This is a genomic window from Methylothermus subterraneus (assembly GCF_054656915.1).
On sequence record NZ_BAAHXK010000007.1, the window covers coordinates 18,039 to 43,160 of the forward strand.

At 59.7% G+C, this 25,122-nt stretch carries 28 protein-coding genes; 9 read left to right on the forward strand and 19 right to left on the reverse strand.

Annotation, left to right across the window (positions count from 1 at the left end):
* Nucleotides 1-4: 4 nt before the first annotated feature.
* On the forward strand, nt 5-1,510 hold the full coding sequence (locus tag ACYQ3M_RS07630) for a multicopper oxidase domain-containing protein (RefSeq protein WP_460035475.1): 1,506 nt from the start codon (nt 5-7) through the stop codon (nt 1,508-1,510).
* 41 nt (nt 1,511-1,551) lie between these two features.
* Nucleotides 1,552-1,890 (forward strand): hypothetical protein, encoded by a 339-nt coding sequence (locus ACYQ3M_RS07635; protein WP_460035476.1) that lies wholly within the window; start codon nt 1,552-1,554, stop codon nt 1,888-1,890.
* Nucleotides 1,891-1,915: 25 nt separating this feature from the next.
* Here ACYQ3M_RS07635 and mtoX read toward each other — a convergent pair whose 3' ends face one another.
* The 5 genes from mtoX to ACYQ3M_RS07660 all read right to left on the reverse strand — a co-directional run bounded on the left by mtoX (nt 1,916) and on the right by ACYQ3M_RS07660 (nt 5,183).
* Nucleotides 1,916-3,199 (reverse strand): methanethiol oxidase, encoded by a 1,284-nt coding sequence (gene mtoX, locus ACYQ3M_RS07640; protein WP_460035477.1) that lies wholly within the window; start codon nt 3,197-3,199, stop codon nt 1,916-1,918.
* 28 nt (nt 3,200-3,227) lie between these two features.
* Nucleotides 3,228-3,419, reverse strand: a complete 192-nt coding sequence (locus ACYQ3M_RS07645) for a (4Fe-4S)-binding protein (protein ID WP_460035478.1) — start codon at nt 3,417-3,419, stop codon at nt 3,228-3,230.
* Nucleotides 3,413-3,697: a DUF4242 domain-containing protein gene (locus ACYQ3M_RS07650; protein WP_460035479.1), complete on the reverse strand. Its 285-nt coding sequence runs from the start codon at nt 3,695-3,697 to the stop codon at nt 3,413-3,415. Before ACYQ3M_RS07650 ends, ACYQ3M_RS07645 begins: the two co-directional genes overlap by 7 nt.
* Before the next feature lie 60 nt (nt 3,698-3,757).
* A complete protein-coding gene (locus tag ACYQ3M_RS07655) occupies nt 3,758-4,348 on the reverse strand; it encodes a TetR/AcrR family transcriptional regulator (protein ID WP_460035480.1) in 591 nt (196 codons plus the stop codon).
* Nucleotides 4,349-4,409: 61 nt separating this feature from the next.
* The gene (locus ACYQ3M_RS07660) at nt 4,410-5,183 is read right to left on the reverse strand and encodes a hypothetical protein (RefSeq protein ID WP_460035481.1); all 774 of its coding nucleotides are present in this window, start codon (nt 5,181-5,183) and stop codon (nt 4,410-4,412) included.
* 93 nt (nt 5,184-5,276) lie between these two features.
* Here ACYQ3M_RS07660 and ACYQ3M_RS07665 point away from each other — a divergent pair, with 93 nt between their 5' ends.
* Nucleotides 5,277-5,732, forward strand: a complete 456-nt coding sequence (locus tag ACYQ3M_RS07665) for a hypothetical protein (RefSeq protein WP_460035482.1) — start codon at nt 5,277-5,279, stop codon at nt 5,730-5,732.
* A gap of 36 nt (nt 5,733-5,768) precedes the next feature.
* Here the strand turns inward: ACYQ3M_RS07665 and ACYQ3M_RS07670 are convergent, their stop codons facing one another.
* Both ACYQ3M_RS07670 and moaC read right to left on the reverse strand, forming a co-directional pair.
* Complete coding sequence (locus tag ACYQ3M_RS07670) at nt 5,769-6,653, reverse strand: Tim44 domain-containing protein (RefSeq protein WP_460035483.1); 885 nt, start codon at nt 6,651-6,653, stop codon at nt 5,769-5,771.
* Between the two features lie 38 nt (nt 6,654-6,691).
* Nucleotides 6,692-7,168 (reverse strand): cyclic pyranopterin monophosphate synthase MoaC, encoded by a 477-nt coding sequence (moaC, locus tag ACYQ3M_RS07675; RefSeq protein WP_460035484.1) that lies wholly within the window; start codon nt 7,166-7,168, stop codon nt 6,692-6,694.
* Between the two features lie 60 nt (nt 7,169-7,228).
* Here moaC and moaD point away from each other — a divergent pair, with 60 nt between their 5' ends.
* Together moaD and ACYQ3M_RS07685 are read left to right on the forward strand one after the other, a co-directional pair.
* Nucleotides 7,229-7,459, forward strand: a complete 231-nt coding sequence (gene moaD, locus ACYQ3M_RS07680; protein WP_460035485.1) for a molybdopterin converting factor subunit 1 — start codon at nt 7,229-7,231, stop codon at nt 7,457-7,459.
* A gap of 2 nt (nt 7,460-7,461) precedes the next feature.
* Nucleotides 7,462-7,887: a molybdenum cofactor biosynthesis protein MoaE gene (locus ACYQ3M_RS07685; protein ID WP_460035486.1), complete on the forward strand. Its 426-nt coding sequence runs from the start codon at nt 7,462-7,464 to the stop codon at nt 7,885-7,887.
* An 8-nt stretch (nt 7,888-7,895) separates the two neighbouring features.
* On the opposite strand, the gene ppa is transcribed toward ACYQ3M_RS07685, so the two are convergent.
* On the reverse strand, nt 7,896-8,450 hold the full coding sequence (ppa, locus tag ACYQ3M_RS07690) for an inorganic diphosphatase (RefSeq protein WP_460035487.1): 555 nt from the start codon (nt 8,448-8,450) through the stop codon (nt 7,896-7,898).
* Nucleotides 8,451-8,475: 25 nt separating this feature from the next.
* Between ppa and ACYQ3M_RS07695 the strand changes: the two genes are divergently transcribed.
* A complete protein-coding gene (locus ACYQ3M_RS07695) occupies nt 8,476-9,300 on the forward strand; it encodes a DUF2797 domain-containing protein (protein ID WP_460035488.1) in 825 nt (274 codons plus the stop codon).
* Here ACYQ3M_RS07695 and ACYQ3M_RS07700 read toward each other — a convergent pair.
* The gene (locus ACYQ3M_RS07700; protein ID WP_460035489.1) at nt 9,276-10,805 is read right to left on the reverse strand and encodes a YifB family Mg chelatase-like AAA ATPase; all 1,530 of its coding nucleotides are present in this window, start codon (nt 10,803-10,805) and stop codon (nt 9,276-9,278) included. The two genes, ACYQ3M_RS07695 and ACYQ3M_RS07700, sit on opposite strands and share 25 nt — an antisense overlap.
* Nucleotides 10,806-11,054: an accessory factor UbiK family protein gene (locus ACYQ3M_RS07705; protein WP_460035490.1), complete on the reverse strand. Its 249-nt coding sequence runs from the start codon at nt 11,052-11,054 to the stop codon at nt 10,806-10,808. It abuts the gene before it with no gap.
* 124 nt (nt 11,055-11,178) lie between these two features.
* On the opposite strand from ACYQ3M_RS07705, the gene ACYQ3M_RS07710 reads away from it, so the two are divergent.
* The gene (locus tag ACYQ3M_RS07710; RefSeq protein ID WP_460035491.1) at nt 11,179-11,517 is read left to right on the forward strand and encodes a P-II family nitrogen regulator; all 339 of its coding nucleotides are present in this window, start codon (nt 11,179-11,181) and stop codon (nt 11,515-11,517) included.
* On the opposite strand, the gene ACYQ3M_RS07715 is transcribed toward ACYQ3M_RS07710, so the two are convergent.
* On the reverse strand, nt 11,512-12,075 hold the full coding sequence (locus ACYQ3M_RS07715; protein WP_460035492.1) for a MarR family winged helix-turn-helix transcriptional regulator: 564 nt from the start codon (nt 12,073-12,075) through the stop codon (nt 11,512-11,514). The two genes, ACYQ3M_RS07710 and ACYQ3M_RS07715, sit on opposite strands and share 6 nt — an antisense overlap.
* 47 nt (nt 12,076-12,122) lie before the next feature.
* Here ACYQ3M_RS07715 and ACYQ3M_RS07720 point away from each other — a divergent pair, with 47 nt between their 5' ends.
* Nucleotides 12,123-12,446, forward strand: a complete 324-nt coding sequence (locus ACYQ3M_RS07720) for a c-type cytochrome (RefSeq protein WP_460035493.1) — start codon at nt 12,123-12,125, stop codon at nt 12,444-12,446.
* Here ACYQ3M_RS07720 and speE read toward each other — a convergent pair.
* Genes speE through ACYQ3M_RS07735 form a run of 3 tightly spaced genes read right to left on the reverse strand, consistent with a single transcriptional unit; the run spans nt 12,432 to nt 15,873 of the window.
* Nucleotides 12,432-13,295 carry a polyamine aminopropyltransferase gene (gene speE, locus ACYQ3M_RS07725; RefSeq protein ID WP_460035494.1) on the reverse strand — a complete coding sequence of 288 codons (864 nt, stop codon included), beginning with the start codon at nt 13,293-13,295 and terminating at the stop codon, nt 12,432-12,434. The genes ACYQ3M_RS07720 and speE overlap by 15 nt on opposite strands.
* 39 nt (nt 13,296-13,334) lie before the next feature.
* Nucleotides 13,335-14,561: an anion transporter gene (locus ACYQ3M_RS07730; protein WP_460035495.1), complete on the reverse strand. Its 1,227-nt coding sequence runs from the start codon at nt 14,559-14,561 to the stop codon at nt 13,335-13,337.
* A 49-nt stretch (nt 14,562-14,610) separates the two neighbouring features.
* A complete protein-coding gene (locus ACYQ3M_RS07735; protein ID WP_460035496.1) occupies nt 14,611-15,873 on the reverse strand; it encodes a porin in 1,263 nt (420 codons plus the stop codon).
* 183 nt (nt 15,874-16,056) lie between these two features.
* Here ACYQ3M_RS07735 and ACYQ3M_RS07740 point away from each other — a divergent pair, with 183 nt between their 5' ends.
* Nucleotides 16,057-16,368: a DUF2782 domain-containing protein gene (locus ACYQ3M_RS07740; RefSeq protein WP_460035497.1), complete on the forward strand. Its 312-nt coding sequence runs from the start codon at nt 16,057-16,059 to the stop codon at nt 16,366-16,368.
* Between the two features lie 4 nt (nt 16,369-16,372).
* On the opposite strand, the gene ACYQ3M_RS07745 is transcribed toward ACYQ3M_RS07740, so the two are convergent.
* The 5 genes from ACYQ3M_RS07745 to ACYQ3M_RS07765 all read right to left on the reverse strand — a co-directional run bounded on the left by ACYQ3M_RS07745 (nt 16,373) and on the right by ACYQ3M_RS07765 (nt 25,048).
* A complete protein-coding gene (locus ACYQ3M_RS07745; protein ID WP_460035498.1) occupies nt 16,373-17,197 on the reverse strand; it encodes a PEP-CTERM sorting domain-containing protein in 825 nt (274 codons plus the stop codon).
* A gap of 147 nt (nt 17,198-17,344) precedes the next feature.
* A complete protein-coding gene (locus ACYQ3M_RS07750; protein ID WP_460035499.1) occupies nt 17,345-18,100 on the reverse strand; it encodes a rhomboid family intramembrane serine protease in 756 nt (251 codons plus the stop codon).
* Between the two features lie 51 nt (nt 18,101-18,151).
* Nucleotides 18,152-21,007 (reverse strand): AMP-binding protein, encoded by a 2,856-nt coding sequence (locus ACYQ3M_RS07755; protein ID WP_460035500.1) that lies wholly within the window; start codon nt 21,005-21,007, stop codon nt 18,152-18,154.
* 72 nt (nt 21,008-21,079) lie between these two features.
* A complete protein-coding gene (gene odhB / locus ACYQ3M_RS07760) occupies nt 21,080-22,231 on the reverse strand; it encodes a 2-oxoglutarate dehydrogenase complex dihydrolipoyllysine-residue succinyltransferase (RefSeq protein WP_460035501.1) in 1,152 nt (383 codons plus the stop codon).
* A gap of 3 nt (nt 22,232-22,234) precedes the next feature.
* A complete protein-coding gene (locus ACYQ3M_RS07765) occupies nt 22,235-25,048 on the reverse strand; it encodes a 2-oxoglutarate dehydrogenase E1 component (RefSeq protein ID WP_460035502.1) in 2,814 nt (937 codons plus the stop codon).
* Nucleotides 25,049-25,122: the final 74 nt, after the last annotated feature.

Here is a 25,122-nt window from a genome sequence, read left to right on the forward strand (position 1 = left end):
CTTGATGCGGGCTTACCTGTTCGCGGCTGTAGGCGTCCTAACGCTGGTTGGATCCGAGGTGGTGGCAGTGAGCCTGTCACCACCTGGGTTTGCCGCTGAACCGTTTTGCCCTGGAGGTCTTCCTAAGGCCTGGCGTAACGCGCAAACGGTAGAAGGTGTCGAAATCCAGGAAGAGCGGGTCTGTTGGCCGGACAACCCATCTGAGATTGCCGCTTTCGTCAAAGGAACCAACCGCGTTGCCGTTCCCACCTTGATGAACACCCCCCTTGCCGCCGATGCGGTGGTCAAGGAGAACGACCGCGACGGCGACGGCGATCCGGACGAAATCACCCTCAGGCTGGAAATCGCCGAGCTCAACGGCTCGAAGCAAGAAGGAATGCCCGAATTTGAGATTGCCCCAAAGCTTAAGCCGGCGCTGTGGGTGTTTTCCCCTAAGCGGCGCTTGCTCGCGCCGCAAGACCGGGCCTTCGCTTGGCGTTTTCCTTCCCCGGTGATTCGCGTTGAGGCCGGGGATAAAGTCCGCATTATTCTGGAAAACACCCATTATTTGCCGCATACCTTTAAATTATTCGGGGTCGATCATCCCTTTGTGCTCAAGAAGAAAGCGGTTCCGCCGGGCCAATCTGTGATGTATGAGTTTACTCCCAGGCAGCCTGGTACCATGTTTTACCAAAGCGAACAACCCGCTGAGGTAGGTCTGGGCTTGGTAGGCATGTTTGTGGTCGAAGAAAACCGGCCTAATAACTGGATGCAGACTTTCAATTTAGGAGCCGGCAAGGTTCGCCATCCGGCCAAAGGGATCCTCGAGCAATTCGATCAAGAATACGATTTGCAATATCAGGCGCTGGATGACAAGTTGTCCGAACTTCTTCAGCGAGGTGGCGAGCCCGAGCAGATTGCGGAGCGTTTGGCGGGATACGCGGGCAACGGTGCGGATTATGCGTTGCTCAACGGCCGTTTATATCCTTACAACCTGCGTGAATCCCCGATCATAACCAGGCCGAATCAGGTTATCAAATTGCGCCTTTTCAATGCCCAGAGCGATGCGGTGGCGATTGCGTTTGAAGGTCACCGGGTAACCATCACGCACTACGACGGCGTAGAGCATCATCCCTTGGCTCAAGTGATGCGCGATGTGCTCGATCTGGCGCCCGGGCAGCGTCTGGATCTGCGCTTGCTTACCAGCAACGACGGCCTGCACGCGTTTGGCCCAGGGGTTTGGGGGATTTCTGGCCGAAGCTTAGGGGTGGGTCAGACGTGGAGAGAGCTTGGGGCGATCGTCTATGACTCCTTCCTCGGGCGGGAAGATACGCCAAGCCTGGATCAATTTGCTCAAGGGGAAACCTGGCCGCGGGGTCAGACCTTGCCCGCGCCACCTAGTCCCAGCAAAGCGGCAAAGCGCGTATTTGACCTGTTCATAGGGGGATTTTTGGGGCTGTTGGCGTACGTGTTGTTCAGCAACCAGAAGCGCGCGCGGGAGCTGATTTACCGCTGCCTAGCTAAAGGATAGGGTCGCTGCGAAGCAAAGCGGTGGTAGAAAAAGGGGGTGCGTTGGAAGCTAAAAGAATTTCCCAAACGTTGCTCGTGGCGGTAGCTACGTATTTGCATTCCCAAAAAGGGGAAGCGGCGGAGGAAATTGTCGGTCAGCCTTTGGGCTTGTTCGATTCTCCGCCTTTGTTTTCGGGAATGCTGGTGTTGGGGTTTGTCGTGGCGGTCCTCGGGGCGCCTTATTTATTCGACTGGCTTGGCCGCCGTTTTTTCGGCATGCCGGGGAAGGAGTTGAACGGCTATTTGTTCAACCGCTTGGTCGCTGGGGCTTGCTTTAGTCTTCAAGTTGTCGGCTCGATCTTGCGCCTGCTCGGACTTAAAAAAACGCCCAAAGTGCTGTAGGGCCGTCCTTGGCCAGGGGCATCCTTTAAGGGGATAAAGCTTTGGCCCCAAAACGCATCAGATGGGGACGGCCTAATTTTTCCTGGATGAAATCGACGGCAAATAAGGGGATTAACTGCTTGCCGTCGAAGTAAAACGCCTTGACGAACTGTTCGTTGTCTTTTCCTTTTTTGTCCCATTTAGATAGAAGCGAGGAGCTGAAATACACCCGCTTGCCGTCCCAGCTTTGCGAGACCATATTCACCTGCGCGCCGATTTTCTTACGGTAGATTTCTTTGGGTGCAAAGGGGTCGGAGAGGTCGAATAAATGGGCGCTGCCGTCGGCGAAGGTGGTCACCCAAAGCCTGCGGTCTTGGCTGTCTATAGAGATGTCCACCGGCAGCGGCGTTTTTTCAGGTTCCCCGATGTCGGCGACCGCTTTGGCCTGCCAGTTTCCTTGCGGATCCAAATAAATTAACCAGATTTTGGCGGTCAGGGCGGTGCTGGTAAAGCAGTAATTGTGCTCAGGCTGCCAGGCGCAACGGATTTCCAAGGGTGCCCCAGGGACGTCGAAAATCAATTTGGGGCGGAGGCCTTTCAGGTCCCACACCACCATCGTGTTGCCAAATTCTTGCATCGCCTTGGGGTCTTGGATCAGCTCGCCGAAATCGCGCATGTAGTTTCGATGACCGGTAAAGGAGGACGTCAGCAAGACGCCCAGCCGCGGCATGGCGCGTACGTCGTAGCCATAGCCGTCGGCGTATTGGCCGGTTTGGCGCGCGCCGCGCAAGTTTTCTGCGGTCGGCATCCAATGGGTGGCTATATATTCGCCGTCGTTAGTGTATTCCACGAGCGCGGTGCGGCCTTTGAAGTCCTGGTTGTTAGAAAGACCGCTGATCAACATGCGGCCGGGTAGGGCATAGAAGGTGTGGGGTCCGACCACCCCGCCGCTTTTGGCTACGAAATCGGTGATGGTCTTGACCAGCTTCGGCTTGGCCGGATCGGTGTGGACGTCGAAGATGAAGATCCGGCTGCTATCTAGACCCCCTGCCCACAGGTATTTGCGGTCGTCGGTGAAATCCGCATGGTGGGCCTCGTGGCGGCCGCCGACGGAGACCGTGTGGATTACCTTGCCGAAGCTTGGGGACTTGGGATTGGCGTCGATGGTGACCAGTTTGTCGGAACCGTCCCCCAATCCTTCCATCCCTAAAGTCCAGACGTAGACAAAATCCTCCTGCCCAGTGATTTTGGCCAAATAGGGCGGGAGCGGAGTTTCATCGGCCCAGGCGGTGGCAAACCACCCGGCCAATATATAGCACAGAAAGCGCATGGCATAACCTCTTCGAAGTTGTTTTTTGTTACTCAGAGATTTCCCTCGCCTGTAAGGCGCCGGAAGGGCAGCGCGCGACCACGGCAAGAATTTCTTGATCTTCGGCCGCTTCCGGGTCGATCTGCAAGCGACCGGCTTCGACCCGGAACACCTCAGGCAGGCTGGTTACACAGATTCCTGCGTGGCAGCAGAGATTTTCGTCCCATTCGATTTTCAGCATGACTTATCCTCGGCAGTGGTCGGGTCGATGATGGATTTGACTTCACTGATCCGGTCGGCGGGAAAGCCTCCCTGCCGAGCGTGCTCGCGGATCGTCTCGGCGTCGGGAGCGATGTAGATGCAGTAGACTTTGTCTTGGGTGACAAAGCTCTCTACCCACTGGATCGCAGGTCCCATTCGGCTTAAGACCCCGCAGGACTTTTGCGAGATGGCGCGGAGTTCTTCGGGAGAGAGCGCGCCGGCGCCGGGAATTTCGCGTTCGATCACGTACTTTGGCATAAGGACCTCCTTTTAGGTTGATTAAAACGACCGGGTCGGTGAGAGTAACCAGAGCAAAAATTAACCGGGCAGCGTCTGTTCAAAAATATGGCGCACAAAGGCATAAAGCGGCTCCGGCGAGCGTTCGATTTTCATTCGCAGCAAAGCGCCTTGCCAAAAATTCACCATCCAATCCGCCAATTCCAGAGCGCTCAAATCGGTGCGGATTTTGCTTTGGGCTTGGGCCCGCGCTAGGCCCTCACAGAGCTTGTCCCGGTAACGGTCTACAGCTTGCTTGAGCGCCAAGCGGCAGACCTCGCTGGTATCGCCGATCTCGCCCATCAGGTTGCCGAGCAAGCAGCCGCCTTTGAAGTCGTTGGCGATCGCCTCTTGGATCAGGGTTTCAAAATAACGGCGCAAGCCGACCACAGGGTCCGGTCCGGCCAAGAAATCTTCCAGTTGCTGGATGAACGGTTCGATGTAGTGGTGGATCACTTCGGCGCCGAAAGCCTCCTTGCTCGGAAAGTAATTGTAAAAAGACCCCTTAGGGATGTTCACCGCGGCTAAGATTTTTTGCAGACCGGCCCCGTGATAGCCGCGCTCCATGAGCAGGCGCACCCCCTGATCGAGAAGTTTTTTGCGCTTGTCGCATTTGCCTAAATCGCGTTCCATAAAAAAACGATATGACCGGTCGTCTTAAATGTCAAGCAAATATCGTTTCCCCTTATCGGTTTCAGTCTTCTGCGGCGGCTTGCACCCATACCGGCGGCGTCAAGGCGCTTCGAATCCGGGCCGGTAAAGCGCGAACGCGCTGCCATTGCGCGGTCAGCCAGGTGGCCCCACCCATCGCGACGGCGTCCACCAGGCAATACCAGGCAGCGACGCCGCTTGGGGGATTGCCTTGAGGCAGAGACAAGATCGGATCCGACGCAACCCAGGTCCAGGTTCCAAGCGCGGTCCCAATAAGTTCCAGGTGGGTAGTGACGAAAAACGCGCCCAAGTAGACCAAAGGCGCTCGGCCCCAAAGCACACAGGGCAGATACGCCAGAAACAACAACATCCCGACCCAATCGCCTCTTTCCGCCAGAGTTATTCCCCACAACGACCATAATCCCATGATCGAGAGCATCCCCCATCGGATCGGGCGGTAAAAAGCTTGAAATATCGGCGCGCGGGCTAAGGCGACTGCGGTCAAGTAAACCATGCCGTGGCCGGGAGGGACGTAGGCGGGAATGTTATGAAAGTAATAGATGTAGCCTTGCATCAGACCTGAAGCAAAATGCTCGCCCAAAGTAGCAAACAAAACCGCGATCGCTACTTGTAAGCGGACCAAGGCAGTCTCCCAAACGAGCAGGCCGAGCAAAACCACCCAGGCGCACTTTCCCAACGCGTTTTGCAACGCCAAATCGTGCAGCGAATCAAAATATAGGCACAGCGCAATGCTGCCAAAGGTGATTCCCACGATAATAAGCTCATGAATACTGGCTTTTATATACTGCCAAGTCATTGTTTTCTTTCTCTTACCTGCCAAGATGATAGTGGTCAAAAGAGCGTAGAGTCGGTATGCTTTTGTTCCGAGACAAGCTTGGGATTTAAAACTATGTGGCAAAAATTATTGCAAAAAAAATACTCATTGCTGCTTCTGGCGGTTTACGTCGTTGCTTTGTATGTGATTTTAAATAAAGCCATCGTGCCGTTTGTGCTCACCGTGGCCAATAGCGAATTGTTTACGGGGGACTCTACCCAAGGTGGGGAGCCAACCCAAGTGCACGACGATCGTACCGCGATGGCGTTATTGCAGTGCAATCGTTTCGTCCAGGATAAATTTGACGAGAAGGCAACGCTGGCTTTCGAGAACACGGCCTATCAGGCTTGGGACATCGGTTTTGGCCGGTTTTTGATCAAATCCCAGGTCAATGTGACCGAGCCGAACGGAGCAACCGGCCGCAAAAACTACGTGTGCGAACTCAAACACACCGGCGGGGATTTGGCCGAGCCTTCCAACTGGAAGCTGCAAGGCTTGTCCTTGACCGATGTCGGCGCTCCTTCTCCTTAGGAGTTTACAAAAAGCGCCGCGCGAGCGGCGCTTGGTTTAACCTTCGATCTGCTGGATTCCGTCGAGCCGCCAGATAGGTCGGACGGCGTTCTTAGCGCGCACGAAGTGCCAGATTTCCTCGATTGGCTCCGGTTCCTGGCCCTCTTCGGCGAGGGTGGCAGCGAACAGAACCGCCGCCATCTGCGCGTCGGCGGTCTCCTGATAATCTAAAAGCTGGGCCTCAAGCGCCAATACTTCCACCGCTCCGCTCTCGCCGCACTCTTTTTGGGCCTTGATTTCCATGAATGCCTCGTCGGTGGTCAAGGCGCGGATCTCCGCCAACTCCCCTTGGCTCCAGGCCGCCTGCAATTTCCGGAAGATCGCCTTGGCTTGGTCGAGAAAGTCGTTTAGGTCGAAATCGACCGGCGTATGGACCAAACTCGAAGCAACAGGCGGCTTTAAGTGCTCCCGCTTAAACAACAAGTCGGTATCGAAGGCGCGAGAAGCGGATCCTTCAGCGGCCGAGGAAGTTGCTCCAGCAGGGTAGGCCGCTTCCTCCGGCTGGCGTCGGCGCGCCAGCAGTTTAACCAAGGCCAAAGCGATGCCGCCGAAAACCAATAGATCCACCAGATTCAGATGCTGAAAAGAGCCGCTGCCTAGGAGCCAGCCCAAAAGTCCCCCGGCCAGGAATGGGGCCAGCCAGCCTAAAGGGCTGGAGCGATTGGGCAAAGGTTGGCGGGCGGTTTGTGGGGTTGCAGCCGCCTTGACCGGCGCCGTGGCCCGCTGGGGCGGAAGCAGCGAGCGCTGGTAAGGGTAGCTATAAGAGGGCCTGCCGCCAAAAGAGCGCCCGCCCCCTAGACGTTTGGCTTCCACCTCTCCCCATGGCGCAGCTGCCAAGGCCGCGATCAATAAAGCAAATAAAGCGAAATTAAATTTAGACATAGCGAACCTCCTTAAGCTAACGAGTTCAGTCGAGCCATTCATAAGCGTTGCCAAAGGCCGCTTTGGCCGCCGCTTTTTTTGAGCAGGCGAATGGTATGCAAGGTCATCTCCCGATCTACCCCTTTACACATGTCGTAGATCGTGAGTAAGGCGATTTGGACTGCGGTCAAAGCCTCCATTTCCACCCCCGTAGGCGCGGTGGTTTCCACGACCGCCACGCAGCGGACGCGCGACGCTTCGAGCTGCGGAATCAGATCGATCTCCACTTTGGTCAAAGCGATCGGATGACATAAGGGGATTAATTCCGCGGTCTTTTTGCTCGCCATAATCCCCGCAATCCGAGCGATGCCGAGCACGTCGCCTTTCTTGTGGCCGCCTGCGAGGATTCGCTGGAGGGTTTCGGGGCGCATGTCGATGTAGCCCTCGGCTATCGCCTGGCGTTTGGTGATGGGTTTATCGCCCACGTCGACCATGTGGGCTTGCCCTTGCGCGTTGAAATGGGTTAGGTGGGTCATTATTGGGTTTGAAAAAGTATATGATAAGCCGATCTTTAGTCTCAATCTGGGGTTAATGCGATGGCTGTTCAAGTACGGTTGTTTGCGAGCTTGCGCGAACGTTGGCGCATCGACCGCATCGAATTGCCCGCCGACCAGGCGCGTACCGTCGCCGAGGTATGGCAGGCGTTGACCGGCGAGCCGTTGCCAGACCAAGTATTGGCCGCGGTCAATCAGGAATACGCGCGGCCTGAAACGCCGGTCAAGGAAGGCGACGAGGTGGCTTTTTTCCCCCCGGTGACTGGAGGGTGACGATGCCGGTCAAGCTGGTTGCACACCGATTCGATCCGTGGGCGGAGCTTGGCGCGTATCAAGAACATTTGGCGCCAGGCCGGTACGGCGCTTGCGCCAGTTTCGTCGGCACGATGCGCGACTTCAATCAGGGAGAAGCGGTCGAGGCGATGTTCCTCGAGCACTATCCGGGGATGACCGAACGCGAGTTGGAAAGGATCGTCGCCGAGGCAGGATCGCGCTGGGATTTCCTAGATGCCTTGGTGATCCACCGGGTGGGGGAAATCCAACCCGGCGATCCCATCGTTTTGGTGGCGGTGTGGTCGGCCCACCGCCGGCCGGCTTTTGCAGCCTGCCGATTCATCCTCGAGGCGCTCAAAACCCGGGCGCCGTTTTGGAAAAAAGAGAAGCTGCCTTCTGGCGCGCGCTGGGTAGAGAAGAACACTTAGCGGCGGCCTTAGAATTTAGGTTTTTTCTTAGCGTGGTTGTAGCGTTCGATGCAGGCGATGATCTCTGCCTTGGCCTCCTCGACCCCCAGCCAGCCTTCCACCTTTACCCATTTGCCCGGTTCTAGATCTTTGTAGTGTTCGAAAAAGTGGGCGATTTGGGCGAGCTGCGATTCGGGAATATCGCGAAAGGTGCGGACGGACTTGTACAGCGGGGTGAGCTTGTCGATCGGCACGGCCAGGACTTTGGTATCGCTGCCGGCCTCGTCGGTCATCTGCAGCATGCCGATCGGCCGACAGCGGACCACGGAGCCAGGAATGAGACGCCACGGCGCGATCACCAGCACGTCCACCGGATCGCCGTCCTCCGACAGAGAATGCGGCACGTAACCGTAGTTGCAGGGGTATTGCATGGCCGTGCCCATGAAGCGGTCTACGAACAGGGCCCCGGTCTCCTTGTCGATTTCGTACTTGACCGGATCGCTGTAAGCTGGAATTTCGATGATCACGTTGATATCGTGAGGAACGTTTTCCCCTGAGGAAACCCGCATCAAAGCCACTGGCATTCTCCCAAATTGAAAATATTAAATTATGCATTACCGGGGCGTGTTGCGCAAAATGCACGTCGCTTTGAGCGATGAAGGCGTGGCCGAATACCGCTTGCCTGTGGGGGAGGATCAACTGCCTTTGGGCGCTTGCTTGGGGAAAGCGCTCACTTTGACCTATCAGGGGCAGATTTACTGCATCCACTGTGGTCGCAAGACCTACAAGAGTTTCAATCAAGGGTATTGTTTTCCTTGTTTTCGCAGGCTTGCCCGCTGCGATCGGTGCATCGTCAAGCCGGAGCTTTGCCACTACGCGCAGGGGACCTGCCGCGAGCCGGAATGGGCCAAGGAGCATTGTTTTGCGCCGCACGTGGTCTATCTGGCCAACTCCTCTGGGCTGAAGGTGGGGATTACCCGCAAAACGCAGATTCCAACCCGTTGGCTCGACCAGGGAGCCAGCCAAGCCCTGCCGATTCTGGAAGTTTCCTCCCGCCACTTGGCCGGCTTGGTGGAAGCGATCCTCAAGCGCTGGGTCGGTGACCGCACCCATTGGCACAAGATGCTCAAGGCGGAAGGTCCGGCGCTGGATTTATCTGCGGAACGCGAGCGCTTGTTGGCGCTGGGCTGGGAAGAGCTTAAAGAGCTGAGAAAACGTTTTGGGAGCCACGCGGCAAACGCGCTTCAAGCCGAAGCCTTAAGCATCCGCTATCCCGTGCTGGCCTATCCGGCCAAGGTGCGGGGATTTGATTTCGACAAGCAGCCAGAGGCCGGTGGGATTTTGCTCGGCATCAAGGGGCAATATTTGATTTTCGACCGGGGGGTGATCAACATCCGCAAGTTTGCCGGCTACCTGGTCGAGCTTAAAAGCTGAGCCGGTTTGCGGTCCAGGCGCCGGTAACCGATCGCCTCGCTTACGTGTTTGGCGCCGATCGCGCCGCTCGCCTCCAGGTCGGCGATGGTCCGCGCGACTTTGAGGATGCGGTGCAAGGCGCGGTGGGAGAGACCCAACTTGGCGATGGCCTGGGTGAGCAGCGCCCGGGCGGCCGAATCGGGTTGGCAGAAGCGCTCGATTTCGCTCACACTCAGGTGGGCATTGAGCTTACCCTGTCGCTCCAGGGCGCGCTCGCGGGCGGCCAGAACTTGGGCGCGCATCTGGGCGCTGGTGCGCTGAGCAGAGTGGCTGAGCAATTCCTCGGTTTGGCAAGGGACTTCCAGGTGAATATCGATCCGATCCAGCAGCGGTCCTGAGAGCCGCTCGCGGTAGCGCGCGATCTGGATCGGGGAGCACTGGCAGCGTCCGGAAGGGTCGCCGTGGTATCCGCAAGGGCAAGGGTTCATGGCGGCGATGAGCTGGAAACGGGCAGGAAAGGTCGATTTGCGGACCGCGCGTGAGATCGTGATGTAACCGCTCTCCATCGGCTCACGTAAGACCTCGAGCACTTTGCGGTGAAACTCGGGCAGTTCGTCTAAAAACAGCACCCCAAGATGCGCCAAAGAGATCTCGCCGGGGCGGATTTGGCCGCCGACTCCCCCGCCCACCAACGCCGGCGCCGAGGCGGTGTGATGGGGGGCGCGGAACGGAGGCTGCCTAAAGCGCGCCGGATCGAAGGCTTGGCCGCTGACGGAGGCGATGGCGGCGACCTCCAAGGCCTGCGCTTCGCTCAGCGGCGGGAGGATGGTAGGCAGCCGTTCGGCCAGCATCGACTTGCCCGAGCCGGGCGGCCCGATCAGCAGCAGATTGTGACCGCCGGCGGCGGCTACTTCGATGGCGCGCTTTGCCTGATGGTGCCCGCGCACCTCGGCGTAATCCAGCGTCGAAGCGGGTTGGGCTGTAAGCGGCGGCGGTGCGGCTTTGGCTAGGGATTGCCGGCCAGTCAGATGGGCGCAGACTTCGAGCAGGTGGCCGGCGCCGAACACGGCCAGGCCTTCCACCAGCGCCGCCTCGGCGGCGTTGGCGTTTGGCAGCAGCAAGGACCGGCCGGCCCGCCGGCAATGCAGCGCGGCCGGCAAGGCGCCGCAGATGGGGCGCAGTTCGCCGCTCAAGGACAACTCGCCGAGGAATTCGTGGTCGGCCAAGGCCGCGCTGGGCAGTTGCCCGGAGGCGGCCAAAATGCCAAGGGCGATCGCCAAGTCGAAGCGCCCGCCTTCTTTGGGTAGGTCCGCCGGCGCCAGGTTGACGGTGATCCGTTGGGTCGGGTAAGCAAAGCCGCAGTTGACTAGCGCGGCGCGTACCCGGTCTTTGCTTTCCTTGACCGCCGCTTCGGGCAGGCCGACGATGGTAAAGCTCGGCAGGCCGTTGGCCAGGTGCACCTCCACGCGCACTTCCGGCGCCTCGATGCCAGTTTGGCCGCGGCTGTAGACCTGCGCCAGCGCCATTTAAATCTTAAGCTTTTGCTCTAGTTCGCGGACTTGGGTTTCCAAGGCTTCCAGTTTCTCCCGGGTGCGTTTCAGGAGCGCGGCCTGGACCTCGAATTCCTCGCGGCTGACCAGGTTCATCTGAGAAAAAGCGCTCTGCAGGATGGCGCGGAAGTTTTTCTCCAAATCTTGGCGCACTTGCTTTAGCCCTTCGGGTAACACGCTCGCTAGGCGCTGGGCCAAGTCGTCGAGTTGGCTGGGGTCGAACATCAAAGTTTCCTTGCGGTTATTGGCTAATTTCAAGCATAGCGGATTCGCGGTAAGCGGCCAAATTGTGTTTTGCGGCGTTTTTCGGCATAGTTTGGCACGTGGTAAGGCACCTGAGGAGTCGTTTATGAAGTTGATTGTCGCGATCATCAAACCTTTCAAGCTCGACGATGTGCGCGAAGCTTTGTCCGAGCTTGGGGTCGCCGGAATGGCCGTGACCGAGGTCAAAGGTTATGGGCGCCAGAAAGGGCATACCGAACTGTACCGCGGCGCCGAGTACGTGGTCGACTTTCTGCCCAAAGTGAAGATCGAAGTGGCGGTGAGCGAGGAACTTGTGGAGCGCGCGATCGAGGCGATCGCCAACGCCGCCCGCACGGGCAAAATCGGCGACGGCAAGATCTTCGTTTTGCCTTTGGACGAGGTGATCCGGATCCGCACCGGCGAGACCGGAACCGAAGCCTTATGAGGAGTCGGGTAAAGGGGAATGTTCGCGGCAGATGAGCTCCAGTTCCTCAAAGCTCAGGGGAAGCTCGGTCAAGCCGCAGCGATACCCGGACTCGGTAGCCTGCAAGTAGCCGCAGGTCTTGCAAACTCCGAAGGCTTTCCGAGAGCGCGCAGACTGCATGGCTTTGAGCAGGTTATCTAGATTTGCAACCAATTGCTGTTGGCGCTCTTTGGTCATTTGCTCAAGGGCCAGTCTCAGCGCTTTAGGGGGGAGGCTGGCGGCGAGCGCGGCTTTGCCTTTGGCGGTCAAATGCAGGTGGACGATGCGTTTGTCTTGAGCATCCGGAAGCTTTTTAAGGTAGCCTTTGCGTTCTAGGACGCTTAGCGTTTGGGAGACCGTGCCTTTGGTCAGACCTAGGTATTCGGCCACGGCGGTAGAAATGTTGCTGTGGCGATTGCAGATACTCAGGTAATGGAGGACTTCCAGTTGCACCGGTTGCAACCGGCTGCTCTGGCGGGCTTCGGCGCGCAGGAGGTTGGCAAGGCGTTCCAGGTAAGAGTAGACTTGTTCTCTAGACATGCGCGGTGAGGTTCTGAAGTAGGCATTTATTATAGGAACGCTGCCTTATGAATAAAATCGTGCTGATTTTGAGTTTAGTCGCGCTTTTTGGCTGGGCCGGCGGCGCTTGGTCGGCGGATGCGGAAGCAGGGAAAAAACTTGCCCAGGCCAAAAGATGCGGCGACTGCCACGGCGCGTCTGGGGTTAGCCCAGAGGGCACCTCTTATCCCAATCTGGCCGGCCAAAAACCGGCTTACCTTAGCCAAGCGCTTTTAGCCTACCGCGACCAGCGCCGCCAGCACCCGCTCATGACCGGCATGGCCCAAGGTTTGAGCGACAAAGACATCGCCAACCTGGCCGAATACTTTGCCGGCCTCTCAGCCTGTCCTTAGAGCCTTGCTTAGCGCTTGGCTAAAGAAATTGGGTGCGGCAAATGCGGCCTGGTGGATCGCCAGGTTGTAATAGCGCGTTGAGAAAGGCATCTGGCGTATCTCCTGCCAGCGCGGGAAGAGGCCGGTTTTGCAGGCCAAAGTCGCGCTCCACCACCCGGAAGGGTAAACCGGTTGAGGGAAGAAAAGCGTGTGGACTTCGTTAAATCCGGCCGCTTCCATGGCCGACCGCATGGCGTTTAGCAAATCCAAGTGGAAAAAGGGAGATTCGCTCTGCTGGACCAAAATTCCGTCGCGGCTGAGGCAACGCCGGCAGTTGCGATAAAAGTCCTCAGTGAACAGCCCCTCGGCTGGTCCGAGCGGGTCGGTGCTGTCGACGATGATCACCTCGACGCTGTCGGGCCGAGCTTCGCTGACCCAAAGGATGCCGTCTTGAAACTTCAACTGAGCCCTTGGGTCGCCGTTGGCTTCGCACAGCTCTGGGAAATAGCGTTCGGCTAGGCGGGTGACCCGTTCGTCGATTTCGATCTGGATGGCGCTTTTAACTTCTGGGTGCTTGAGGACTTCTTTGAGGCTGCCGCAGTCGCCGCCGCCGATGATCCATACCCGTTCGGGAGCGGGATGGCTGTAGAGCGCCGGATGGGTCATCATCTCGTGGTAGAAGAAGTTGTCGCGGCTGGTCAGCATGACGCAGCCGTCGATCACCATCAGGTTGCCAAACCCTTCTGTTTCGTAGATTTCGATTTTCTGGAAGGCGGTTTGCTCCTCGTGCAGCTTGCGTTTGATCTTCAGGGAAAAGGCACAGTGGTTGTTGCGATCGACTTCGGTAAACCAATGGGCTGTGTCCAACATTAAGTCGGCCTCCTTAAATTTGCGCGGATTATTTTATCCTTAAGCGCTGCGCCCGGCGAAGAACCAGGCGGAAGTAAACGCTAAGCTAACGGCGGTCACAGGCAATCCGACCCGCAGGTGTTGTTGCCAGTGGATGGCAATGCCTTGCTTGCGGGCGGCGTCTATCACGATCAGGTTGGCGATTGAGCCGACGATGAACAGGTTTCCGGCCAAGGTGGATACGAGCGCCAGCATGGGGCCGGAGAACGGTGCAGTCGCTGCTGGCAAGAGCAGCATCACCGCCGGCACATTCGATACGATGTTCGACAGCACCAAGGTCGTCGCAATTAGCGGCGCCGGCTCGGTAAGCGGTACGCCTTGCGTCGCCAGCCACTGCACGGCCTGCGCGGTAAGCCCCGTATCCTGCAGGGCGCCATTGACCACAAACAAGCCGATGAACAAGATCAGCAACTCCCAGTCCACCTGCCCGAGCATCGCGGTCGAATGCAGCTTGCGCGACAACAGCAGCAAACCCGCGCCGGTGAGCGCGACCACGTCGTGCGGCCAGTCGGTCCCCAAAAACGCCGCCAATAACGCCCCGGCGATCGCCAGTCCCTTCGCGGTTTGCCACCGGTCGAGCGGCGTGGTTGCGGCGACTTCCCGTGGTTCGATCGCGCGCGTGCTGTGCCAGCGCCCGCGCGTCTGCCACGCGAGGATAGCCCATAACGCGAGCAGACTGAGCGCGACCGGAAAGATCGCCTGTTGCAAATAAACGCCAAACGGCAGCCGCAAGACCTGGCCGATCAGCATGTTCTGCGGATTGCCGATCAAGGTCGCCGCCGAGCCGATGTTGGCGGCGCAGGCAAGCGCAAGCAAAAACGGCGTCGGATCGAGCTTGCGCCGCAGACACCCGTCGGCAAGCACCGGCGCCATCGCTAGACACACGACGTCGTTGCTGAACACGGCCGCAAGCGCCGCCGCCACCGCGATGACCGCCGCCAACAGCATAGGAGGCGGCACCGCGAGCGCAGCGATGCGGGCGGCTGCCCAGTCATAGAAGCCGCCCAGCCGCATCTGCGCTGAGATCACCATAAATGAAAACAGCAGCAGAAGGGTTGGCAGATGCACGGCGCGGGCGGCTTGCTCTGGTGTCACCTGGCCGGTCGCAACCAGCGCGATGGCCCCGAGCAGGGCAACGCCGGTGCGGTCCAGTTGCAGAAACGGCAGGCCGCCGAGGATCATCCCCACGTAAACGACGGCGAAGACGGCGAGGGCAGTCGTAGTCATGCGCAAAGTTTGCTCTATTGCGGCGCGGACTGCAAACCCCACGCCGGGTTTAAAACAGGACCACTACCGCATCCACCGCAAATAACAGCTGTTGATTCCTTTGGCCGGCGTCGAAAGCTTTGGTGTTTTCCGACCAGTCGTAGCGGATCTCCGGACGGATTTTGAACCAAGGGGTCGGTTTCCAGTTAAAGCCGATCGTTGCCTCGTAAAAGTTGGCCGACTTTCCAGGCCGTACCCCATCGCCTCTTAAGCTAATCACGCGCACGCCCTGTTCGTCGCGGAACCATTCCACGCGCGCGCCTACCGATAAGGTGTCGCTTACGTCGTAGGTCAGGTAATGGTTGATCCCGTACCAGTGGGGATCCTGGTCGAGGCCGCGCGTGCTCTGCCAGCCGTGATCGTGCTGGAGGGTGTAGTGCAGCTTGTCGGTGAGGTCGTAACTTAAAACCAGGCTGTAGAGAGAACGCTCGGCGCGGTCGTCTTCGACCACCTGGCCGTGGATTCCGGTCAAGGTGACCGAGAGGGCCCCTGCGCCTTCGGCGCCGTGGGTCCAGTTGAGGCCGCCGATGAAACTCCAGGCGTTGTCGATGTTGTCGGTGAAGTTGTCCCAGCCGTCCACCGCCCCGACCGTCAAGGTGAGGTTCTCGATCAGCGGCATGGAGAACAAAGCCCCCGTGTGGGTAAAGGGTTCGCCGTACTGCATGGTGTAGGCGTGGGTGAAGAAGAAGTTGTCGGGGGCGGTGACGACCTCGTAGCCGATGGGGGTGTAGAAGTGGCCGATTTTGGCGGTGATCCCGTTTAGAAGCGGCGCATAGACTTGAACATACGCCTGCGGCAGCGCCAGGCGGTTGAATTGCTGTTCCACGTCGGAGACCCACTTTTGCTTGCCGGCATCGGAAAATTCCAAGCCTACCGCCTGGGTGAAGCGGGTGTCCGAGCCGAACATGAAATCCACTCGTCCGCCCACATCCCACCCGTCGCCTTCGGTAGCGACAGCGCGTTCCAAAAACAGGTTGAGCTGGTTGAGCTGGACGCGCGCGGTGCGGTCGGCAAACGTAGTTGGGCCGTTGCGATGGTTTTGCGGGTTGTCGAAGTTGTGGTTATAGCCGAAGGCCAGCCAGCTTCCAAAATGCAGCCCTAGGTTCTGCATGAATGGGGTGTCGTTGGGGTTGAAACCAGTCAGTGCCTTCATCGCGTTGTCTGCGGTGCGTATATTTTCGGGCAGGGAATCGGCCACCGGATCCTGGGCAAAAGCGGCCGCCGGAGCCAAAGCGGCAGCGAGCAAGGCGCGCTTGAAGCAAGCGGTGGGCATAAAAACCTCCTGGGGTTGAAGGACAAAAAACTTAACGCAAATTGCAGACCAAGGTTTTCGCAGCGCTTTTTGGCTTTCAGGGAACCTCGATGGCGCACGATTTTGGGGCAAAGCTTGGGGTGGCGTGCACCCTATGAGTGCGCGCTTCGGGGATATAATAGGATTTTTGCGAGGAGGTTATTTATGCGCCAGGCGCTTTGGTTGGCCTTGTGGACGGCGATGGCGTGGGCCGTCGATGAGCGGCCGCCGCTTGAGCCTTTGCCGGAACCCGGGGTGGAGGAGGGCGAGATGCAACCGGAGGTGATCATCCGCCGGCGGGGCAAGAACGTGGTCGAGGAATACCGGATCGGCGGGAGGCTCTATGCGATCAAGGTCATCCCGCCGATCGGCCCGCCTTATTACCTGGTCGATCCCGACGGCGACGGCAAGTTCGCGCGCAGAAGCGATCTTGAGGCCACCTTGCGCACCCACCAGTGGCGGATCCTGGAGTGGTAGCCTGTCAAATTTTCTGACGCCTTGCGGCCGCCCCCACGCCCAAAAGCCCAAGCCCCAAGAGCGAGAGGGTGGCAGGTTCGGGGATGGTCGTAACGCCTACCAAATCGATCTGCCCATCCCATCCCGCCGGGCCGGTCAAAGTCAGGCGAACCGCGCCGATTTGATCCAGATTAAGCAACGGATTGTCAGCTAAAAAACTGTCGGGACCGGCAAAGGGGAAAACGTAGCTTGACACTGAGCTAAAGGTGTGGCTTGCCGTGGCCGCCTGTCCGGCCGTATCCCATAAAGTCAGCGCCGCGGTCACGTTCAGATCGATGCTAAAGACCTCCAGCAAGACGCCGTAGCTCCCTGGGCTTAAGGTAAAATCGATGCCTCCGAGTCCAGCCGTAGCAATATTGGCCGGGTTTGAGGGATCCGCCGTTACCGCATGAGCGCCGTCCCAGACCACGATCACGGTGCCTGCGACCCCGGTATCGTTGCTGATCTCGAGAACGCTGCCTGTGCTCGTGGCGCTTGTGCCTCTGGTCCCAAGTCCTGAAAGCGACCCCGTGCTGACGTAAAGGTCGCGGTAGCCCCCCAAAATGCCGCCTCCACTGGCTTGAATGCCCGGGCCTGGGGTATGAGTGATGTTGCATGAGCTTGATGAGCTTGAGGGGCTAAAGCTTGTGCAGGTTACCGGTCCTGAGACCGAGCTTTTTTTCTTGACGATTTCTTCTTGAAAAGTTGAAAAATCGTCGATCAGCAGATTGATCAGCGGCGCAGCGTACGCCTGGCTTGCCCCCAGGCCCAGGGCGGCGATAAGGATTTTAGGAAACGAGGGTTTGAACATAGCGATCTCCTTTTTCTATTTGAGTGAACCTTGACTTTATTTAAGCCAATTTCGTGCCAATATTTGTTTTTCTTTTATTATCAAACACTTAAATTTACTGTTTAAGCGCTTGCGCGGCTTTGGGCGGCAAAATGTAAAATTTTCTGACTAAAAGCGGTAGCGGCTGCGGACCCTTGGGGTTTGGTTCAGGCGCTCGGCGAGAAAATCGGGGCGGTGAAAGGGGCGCACGAGGAGCACCCCGGCCAGAAATCCCCCGGCGTGCGCCCAGAACGCGACCCCGCCTTGGCCGGCCGGGGCGATCAAGCCTTCTAAGATTTGCAGCAGGAACCAATAGCCCAGCATGAAGTACGCCGGCACCGCGACGACGGTCAGATAAAACCCAAGCGGCACCAGGTTCTCCACCCGCGCGTGGGGATACAGGCGCGCATAAGCCCCCATCACCCCGCCGATCGCCCCCGAGGCCCCCACCATCGGCACGGAGCTTGCCGGATCGCTTAGGACCTGGGCCGCGGCCGCCGCCAGCCCGCAGAGCAGGTAAAAGCCTAAAAACCGCAAAGGCCCCATGGCGTCCTCGACGTTATCGCCAAAAATCCACAGGAACCACAGGTTAGTGAGGATATGCAGCCAGCTGCCGTGCATGAACATGGAGGCAAAGGGCGTCAGCCAAGGAACGCGATCCTCCAGCACGCACTCGACCGTAGGGCCAAGGGGAATGCGGTCGCCCTCCCGCAGATACCCCAAAAGCTCGCCCGGGATCATCGCCCAATCGCACAAGGACTGAAGCAGCGGCAAAGGGGAACCCAAACCTTGGAGCATCGCCCAGACCAAAGCGTTGAGGGCGATGAGGGCAATCGTCGCCAACGGGGTGCGCAAAGTGGGATTTTCGTCGCGCAGGGGAAACATCGCTCTTCCTCGGGTTGTAGTTCGTCTGGCCGACAAGCTAGCACAATCGCCTCAAGTCCTCAATAAAGGCGAAGGCTCCTCGGCCAGGTCCGGCTCGCCCAAGCGGGAAAGGATCGCTTGCCGGGCAAGCTCGCGCAATCTCACGGCGATCTGGAAACTGGAAGGGTTTTCCAGCTCGCGCGCGACCGCTTGCGGGAAAATGGGGGGCGAGACGATGAGCGAGATCGCCCCCGGTCGGGGGAACCAAGAATCGGCCCGTAAGATCTGGCGGGTGCCGCGGATCGTCACCGGCACCACCGGCAGGCCCGCTTCGGCGGCGGTCATGAATGCGCCTAGGCGGAACGGCAACAGGCCCGGCCGGCGGGTGAAAGTGCCTTCGGGGAAGAACCAGAGGGAGCGGCCGCGTTTGGCGGCCTGCATGAGGCGCTTGGCGTCCTGGACGCTATGCTCTGATGAGCGCTCGACGAACTCGCAGCCGATCCGTTTGAGAAAGGTTCCGGCGATGAACTGGGAAGTAAACTCGCGTTTGGCGACGAAACCGAAGCGGCGCGGGATGAGCGCGAGCACCGCGGCGCCGTCCAGGTAGCTGGCGTGGTTGCTGACGTAGATGCAGGGGCGCTCGGCCGCAGGCAGGTGATCCAGGCCCTCGGCGCGCAGGGAAATCCCGGTGACCCGGGCGAGGAAGCGGGCAGCCCAGCTTGCAAAGCGCCAGCGCCGCTCGAGCGTAGGCAAAACCAAAACCCCCAGCCAGCCGAGCGCGCCGATCGCTCCCGCCATGCTCCACGCCCAGGCGGCAAAGCTCAAAGCTTGGATTTGCCTAAGCCGGCGCCGTAGCTGGGGGCGAACCGCGGCGGCCAAGAGGTGCAGCGCCTGTCGCCAGAGCGGCAGCGGGCGGCCGAGCAGTCCCCGTTCGTAAAATTCCTTGCAAGCGCTGCGGCGGATTTTGCCGCTGGAGGTTTTAAGCACCGTACCCGGCGGGGCGAGCCTGACCTCGTCTGGGGCAGAACCGGTCAGGGAAAACACCTGCTGTTGGATCGCTTGGATCAGCTTTTCCCTGGCTTTGGGGTCGGTTTCCCGGGTTTCGGCCACGACGATCAGGCGTTCGGTGCCGGTTTGCGGATCCGGGCTGCCAAAGGCCGCCACGCAGCCGGCGCGGATCCCCGCAATGCGGCCGACCGCTTCTTCGATCTCCTGCGGATAAAGGTTGCGCCCGGCGTGGATGACGATGTCCTTCTCGCGCCCGGTCAGATACACCTCGCCGTCGGCGAGATAAGCGCGGTCTCCGGAAATAAGCCAGTCGCCGTCGAAGAGCGCGGCGGTCGCCTGAGGATTGCGGTAGTAGCCTTGAGTGCTGGAGGGGCCGCGGAACTCTAGCCGTCCCTCCACCCGTTCCGGCAGCTCGCGGCCCTGTTCGTCGACGATCCGCACCTCGTGCCCCGGCAGCGGCCGGCCGCAGGAAACAAAGCGCAAGGCGCAGGTCAAAGCGTGGGCAGGGATGGCCTTGCCGGTGCGGCAGAAGACCTCGCGGTCGATGCGATCGACGCGGGGCGGCCGGCCTAAGGGGGGGAAGGTCAGGCCGACCGAATTTTCCGCCAAGCCGTAGACCGGCATCAGCGCCTCAGGCTTTAGGCCATAAGGCGCAAAGCGGGCGGCGAAGCGCTCCAGCGTCGCCGGGCTGACCGGTTCGGCGCCGTTGAACATCGCCCGTAAGGAGCTCAGATCCAGCCCTTTGAGCTCTTCCTCGGCCAGGCGCTTGAGGCACAGTTCGTAGGCGAAGTTGGGGGCGGCGGTGAGGGTGGCGCGGTGGCGCTGGATGGCCAAAAGCCAGCGCAGCGGCTGGGCCAAGAAAGCGAGCGGCGACATCACCGCGAGGCGGGCGCCGTAGTACAGGCTCCCCAGCCAGGCGCCGATCAGTCCCATGTCGTGATACAGCGGCAGCCAGCTCACGAACACGTCGCGGGAATCGGCCTGCACCGCCTTGCCCATCGCGCGGATGTTACTCAATAGGTTGAAGTGAGTGAGGATAACCCCCTTGGGCATTCCGGTGCTGCCTGAGGTGTACTGGAGCAAGGCGATGTCTTGGGAGCTTCTAGGGATCGGGTCGGGATCGCCCGACGCGCGGGTTAATTTTTCCGGCGTGATCACTTGGGTCAGGCTAGGAACTTGCGCTTTGAGCAGGCGGGCGACGGGTTTGGCCTCGGGAACCGTCACCAAGAGTTTCGCCTGGCAGTTGTTGAGGATCTTGCTATGCCGCAGCAGATGATCCTCGAGCTGGCTCAACCTGGCAGGGGGGTAGATTGGCACCGGAATGGCGCCTGCCAATAGTAGGCCGAAGAAGGCGAAGAAATACTCCTTGCCGGTGGGGAGCATCAGGGCGACGGTATCTCCCGGCTCTACCCCAAGATCCTGCAGCCCACGGGCAAAGCGTTTGGCTTGCGCGGCGAGTTCGCCGTAGCTTATGGGTTCGGCGGGAAGATCGTCTTGGAGCAGCAGAATATGAGTGCGATCGGGGTGCTGCTTTACGTGCCAGGCGAGCACCTCGATCAGGGTCTGGGCGGTTTCCGGCGCCGGTTGCGCGGCGGCTTCGGCAAATGGTACGACCAGTTCTTTGACCTGCGCTCGGGCTTTGCCTGAAGCGCAGGCCAGGATCGCCCGCAGCAGGTCGCGCGGGGTCTCGGCCTCGGCCAAGAGGCGCTCGGGCAGGCGGACGCCGAAGTGCTTTTCAATCCGCGCGAAGAGCTCCATGCGGCTTAGGCTATCTAGCCCAAGCTCGCGGTCGAACGAGGTGTCGAGGCAAAGCGCGCGCAGCCGCTGCGGGGGGAGCTTGAGTTCGTCCGCGACGCTGCGGATCAGGGCCAGAAGCTCTGTCGCAGCAGGCGGTTCGGGTTTTGGGGGGGCTTCGGCCATACGCTGCCGGATAGGGGGCACAAGGCTATTGTGGCGCCGTTCACCCTCCAAGGCAAACGGAATTTTCTGGCTTCAGAAACCCAAGAACAACCTTTCCGGGGCTTCTAGGACTTCTTTGATGGTGCGCAGGAACAAGACGGCCTCGCGGCCGTCGATGAGGCGGTGGTCGTAAGTCAAGGCCAAATACATCATCGGTCGGACGACGATCTGATCGCCTACCACCACCGGCCTGGGTTGGATCGCGTGCATCCCGAGGATGGCGCTTTGCGGCGGGTTGAGCAAAGGGGTGGAGAGCAGCGAGCCGAACACGCCGCCGTTGGTGATAGTAAAAGTACCGCCTTGCAGCTCCTCTAGGCGCAATTTTCCCTCCCGCGCGCGGGAGGCAAAGTCTTGGATTTGCCGTTCGATCTCGGCAAAGTCCAATTTATCCGCGTCGCGCAGAACGGGGACGACCAGCCCCCGCTCGGTGGCCACGGCGATCCCGATATCGTAATAGCCGTGGTAAACGACGTCCTCGCCGTCGATGCTCGCGTTGACCACCGGATAGGCTTTCAACGCCGCGATGGAGGCTTTGACGAAGAAGCTCATCAGGCCCAGTTTCACCTTGTGTTTTTTCTCGAACGCCTCGGCGTGGCGGCGGCGCAGGGCGGTGACCTGCTCTAAGTCCACCTCGTTGAAGGTGGTGAGCATCGCGGTATGGCGCTGGACCTCGAGCAAACGCTGGGCGATTTTCGCCCGGATGCGGGTCATGGGCACCCTAAGCTCCTCGCGGGCCCCGCGAGGCGGGGCGATGGCTTCGGGCGGTTTGGTTGCGGCGGCCGGTTGGCGTTCGAGAAAGCGGAACACGTCCTCTTTGGTGATCCGCCCGCCTTTGCCGGTGCCTGGAATACGGCTCGGGTCCAGACCGTGTTCGGCGATCAGGCGGCGCACCGAGGGGCTTAACGCCGGCTCTTGGCCTTCTTCTTCAGGAGAAGGTGGGGGGGCGCTTGGCGCCTCGGGCTGGATCGTCGCCAACAGTTCGCCGCTCTTGACGGTGTCGCCTTGGGGGTGATGGATGGCTTCCAGGACTCCGTCGAGCGGGGCCGGGACTTCCAGCACGACCTTGTCGGTTTCCAGATCCACGAGCTTTTCGTCCTTCTTGACCGCCTCGCCCGGGCGCTTGTGCCAGGCGGCGACGGTGGCGTCGGCGACGGATTCGGGCAACGGTGGGACGCGGATTTCCATGGCTTATCCTGTAGCTCTTAGGGCGACTTCGGGATGCAGAGCGGCGTCAATGATAGCGCGTTGGCGCTCTACGTGCATCAGGAACGTGCCTTCGGCCGGGGCGGCCGCCGGCGGGCGACCGACGTAGCCTAGAAGGAGCTTTCCTGCCGCCGTTTCCAAATGGTGGCGGATCAGATACCAGGCGCCCTGGTTTTGCGGTTCTTCTTGGCACCAGATCAGCTCCTTCAGGGTGGGATAGCGCGCTAAGGCGGTTTGAAGCGCCTGGAGTGGAAACGGATAAAGCTGCTCTAGGCGCAAGAGGGCGATGTCGTCGATGCCTTCCTGGCGACGGCTTTCTAACAGTTCGTAGTAGATTTTGCCGGCGCATAGGATCGCCCGCCGCACCTTCTTGGGATCGATGGGATCGATTTCATCGATCACCAGTTCGTATCGGCCTTGGCTGAGCTCTTCCAAGGTCGAGACCGCCAAACGATGGCGCAGCAGGCTCTTGGGGGTCAAAGTGATCAAAGGCTTGCGGTAAGGGCGCCGCACCTGCCGGCGGAGCAGGTGGAAGATCTGCGCCGGGGTGGTGGGCACGCACACCTGTAGGTTGTCTTCGGCGCACAGCTGGAGGAAGCGCTCTAGGCGCGCGGAGGAGTGTTCCGGCCCCTGGCCTTCGTAGCCGTGGGGAAGGAACAAGACCAAGCCAGACAATCTTCCCCACTTGGCTTCTCCCGAGCTGATAAATTGATCGATCACGACTTGGGCGACGTTGACAAAATCTCCAAACTGCGCCTCCCAGATCACCAGGGCTTCGGGTTCGGCGCTCGAATAGCCGTATTCGAAGCCGAGCACGCCTTCTTCCGACAGCAGCGAGTCGTACAGGTAAAAGCGGCTTTGGTAGCGCTTGGCGACTTGCGCCAAGGGGACGAACGGCTCGCCGGTGCGGTAGTGGTACACGATCCCGTGGCGGTGAAAGAAGGTACCGCGCCCGGAATCTTGGCCGGTCAGGCGGACCGGGACACCTTCGGCCAGCAGGGTGGCGTAAGCCAGGTTCTCCGCATACCCCCAGTCCACCGGCAGCTCCCCTTGGGTCATTTTTAGGCGGTCTTCCCAGATTTTAGCCACCCGCGGGTGGAGTTCAAAACCTTCAGGGACCGCAAGCCACTGCCTGGCCAGTTCGGTGAGCTTATCCTGGGGAAAGCCGGAATCGTAAGGCAAGTCCCAGCGGCCTTTGAGATACCGATGCCAAGGCGCCCTCGCGGTGGGTCCGTTTTGCCCGATCGGGCGCAGCGCCGGATGGCCTTGCTCTAGGGCCTGGACGTATTCCTGTTCCATCGCTTTGGGCAGATCGGCGTCGATGATCCCGGCTTCCACCAGCTTCTGCGCGTAGAGCTGAGCTACGCTCGGGTGGCTGCGGATGTGGCGGTACATCACCGGTTGGGTGACCGCCGGCTCGTCGGCCTCGTTGTGGCCGTGGCGGCGGTAGCAGACCAGGTCGATGACCACGTCGCGGTTGAAGGTCATACGAAAGTCCAGCGCAAGCCGGGTAACGAACAACACCGCCTCGGGATCGTCGCCGTTGACGTGGAACACCGGCGCCTCCACCATCTTGGCGACGTCGGTGGCGTACGTAGTGGAGCGGGCGTCCAAAGGATTGCTGGTAGTAAAGCCGATCTGGTTGTTGACCACCACGTGGATCGTGCCGCCGGTATGGAAGGCACGGGTCTGGGCCAGCTGCAGGGTCTCCATCACCACGCCTTGGCCGGCGAAGGCGGCATCGCCGTGGATCAGAAGCGGCAAGATCCGGTGGGGGCCGCCCTCGCCGTAGCGATCCTGGCGCGCCCGCACCGAGCCCTCGACGACCGGGTCGATGATCTCCAAGTGCGAGGGATTAAAAGCCAAAGCCAAATGCACCGGCCCGCCTGGGGTGTCGACGTCGGAGGAAAATCCCAGGTGGTACTTGACGTCACCTGTCGTTCCCTCCAGCGGGGAGCGGAGCCCTTCAAATTCCTCAAACAGCGCTTTGGGTTGTTTGCCCAGGATGTTGACCAGGACGTTGAGCCGCCCGCGGTGGGCCATCCCGATCACCACCTCGCGCACCCCCTGGGTGCCAGCTTGCTGGATCAGTTCGTCCAAGAGCGGAATCAGGCTTTCGCCACCTTCCAGCGAAAAGCGCTTTTGCCCCACATAGCGGCGGTGTAGGTATTTCTCTATGCCCTCGGCGGCGATCAAGCCTTTGAGCGTGTGTTTTTTCTGTTCCGCGCTCAGCTCCAAATGCGCCTCCGAAGCTTCCAAACGTTCCAGCAGCCACTGCCGGACTTCCCGCTGGGTAATGTGCATGATCTCGCTGCCAACTGGGCCGCAGTAGGTCCGCTTCAGCTTGCTCAGAATGTCGCGTAGCTTCATGCGCGCGCCTTTAGCCAGCGCGGAAGCGTCGAATTCGGCGTCCAGATCCTGTTCGGTGAGCTGGTAATAGACCGGATCCAGTTCAAGCAGGTACGGTTTGGGGGTAATAGGCAGCGGGTTCGTGTCGGCGATGCGGTGGCCTAAAAACCGATAGTTGGCGATGAGCTGATCCACCGCCCGTTGTTTTTCGATCGCAGAAGGCGGCGTGTAAGGAGACCGGGCCAACGCCTGGAAGCGACGCCGGATCGCGCGGTGGGGGATGTCTGGGTGCTCAGGCAGCGCGTTTTTAAGCTTCTCGAAGTGCTCGCGCCAGTCGCTCGGAACGCTTTCCGGATCGGCTAGAAAACGCTCGTACAGCTCTTCTAGGAAACTCGCGTTGCCGCCGTAGAAAGGGGAAGTGGCTAGAAACTTAGCGGATGACTCGTGCATAGGTTTGGATCCGGAGAAATCATAAATCCCCCCGCGGAGGTTGGTACAATGATTATAAGCCAATAGCGGCGGGC